This window comes from Bacillus sp. AY3-1, assembly GCF_008368785.1.
Classification (GTDB): domain Bacteria; phylum Bacillota; class Bacilli; order Bacillales; family Bacillaceae_G; genus Bacillus_A; species Bacillus_A wiedmannii.
The window spans coordinates 1-1,827 of record NZ_QORZ01000055.1; the positions used below are offsets into that span (position 1 = coordinate 1).

Sequence of the window (1,827 nt, forward strand, 5' to 3'; positions counted from 1 at the left end):
CTCCTAAGCAAGCCCCAAGTGATAACGCCCACCATAGTACTTCGATTTGCGGAGAGTCGACAGATAGTCCGAGTCCTGTAGCTAAATCTTGAATAAGCGGAATCATTGTTGCGACAAAGGGGATATTGTCAATTGTCGCAGATGCGATGCCTGATACCCATAAAATAAGTATCGCAGCGAAACCGATATCACCATTCGTTACGTCGAGTACTTCTTTTGCGAGTGAAGAAATAAGTCCGATATCAATTAATCCGCCAACGAGAACGAATAGTCCAGCAAAGAAGAAAATGGTTACCCATTCAACGTGGGCAAATACATCTTCAATATCATGTTCTTTCACGCCGATTAGCATAAGAAGTGTAGCACCTGTCATCGCGATAACCGCAGCGTCTACATGAATAATCGAATGAAGTACAAAGCCTAAAATGGTTAGTCCTAAAATTGAAATGGATTTTAAAAGGAGGCTTTGATCTTTAATATAATCTTTTTCGTTCAATGCCATTAATATTTTAATTTGCTCAGGTGTTGTTTTTAGTTTGTTGCGATACATGAAGTAAATAATACCAAGTGTAACGATAGAGATAATGATTACGATTGGAGCTAAGTTTAGTAAAAAGGCATTAAAGTCTAAATGCTTATTTGCTGATCCGATCATAATGTTCGGTGGGTCACCGATTAATGTTGCTGTTCCACCTATATTTGAAAATAGTACTTCTGAAATCAAATAAGGAACAGGGTTTACTTTTAAAATACGTGTAATGGACAGTGTAACAGGAACGATTAGTAGAACGGTCGTTACGTTGTCCAAAAAGGCAGAACCGACAGCAGTTAATAGGGATAGTAATAATAAAATGCGGATTGGTTTTCCACCAGCTGCCTTCGCTGCTTTAATGGCCACAAATTCAAATACGCCTGATTGACTCGTAATATGTACGAGAATCATCATCCCAATTAAAAGGGTAATCGTTTCCCATTGAATATGTGATGTGAAAGCAGTATGTAAATCTACAACTCCAAAAATAATCATAATAGCAGCGCCGAATAGTGCGATTACAGCACGATTCAATTTCTCAGAAATAATAAATCCGTACGTGATTAAAAATACGGCAATTGCAAAATAATATTGCCAATTTGCTACTTCATGTGCTGATTGTTCCAATCATGTCACCTTCTTTAAAGTATGTATTCAATTGTCAAAATGTATCTCGCTGCATAAATACGGGATAAAATATATTGTAGCAAATTCAAAAAAGAAAGAAAACTATTTAACAAAGTGAAGGAAAAAATATATTTTTTACATATCATATAAAAAATATAAAAAACACAGTACAAATTATTAGGAAAAGTGGGCGTTGTCCTCTAATATAGAGATAGCAATTTACATTATTTTTGCGTAAAATGGTTTAAAGAGGTGAATTCCGATGGAAATAGTAAAAGATAGTTCTCTTATTCAAAATGAAATTGAACGTTTTGTAAATAAAGATGTATATATTCATTTAGAAACAACGAACGGAGCGTATGCGTCACACTTTAACGAAAAGATGATGACAGTTGGAGCATTCATTCGAAATGCAATTATTCGCTTTGAACGTGGGAAGATTACTGGAACAAATCCATACCGAGTTGGTTTAAAAATGGATCATGGCTGGGTATATGCAGAAGGTATTACGCACTGGGAAGTAGACGATAAAGAGCGTTTATTACTTGCAGGGCACGATAATCAAGGTCGCTTAGCAGTTGCACTTGAGTTAAGCTTAACGCCATTTAAGTAAGAAGGAGGGAAACTTATGGAGAGACATGTACTTGTTGTATTTCCGCATCCAGATG

At 36.1% G+C, this 1,827-nt stretch carries 2 protein-coding genes; one reads left to right on the forward strand and one right to left on the reverse strand.

The genetic code is table 11. The annotated features are described in order from the left end of the window. The coding region (locus DN389_RS28255) for an ArsB/NhaD family transporter (RefSeq protein WP_149237855.1) at positions 1-1,159 on the reverse strand (1,159 nt) is incomplete at its 3' end. Positions 1,160-1,421: 262 nt separating this feature from the next. Between DN389_RS28255 and DN389_RS28260 the strand changes: the two genes are divergently transcribed. Beyond that, a complete protein-coding gene (locus DN389_RS28260) occupies positions 1,422-1,772 on the forward strand; it encodes a YojF family protein (RefSeq protein WP_000407039.1) in 351 nt (116 codons plus the stop codon). Positions 1,773-1,827 lie beyond the last annotated feature (55 nt).

Bases quoted from the DNA above. Each gene is read 5' to 3' on its own strand.
- DN389_RS28260 (WP_000407039.1), top strand. From the start codon at position 1,422: ATGGAAATAGTAAAAGATAGTTCTCTTATTCAAAATGAAATTGAACGT.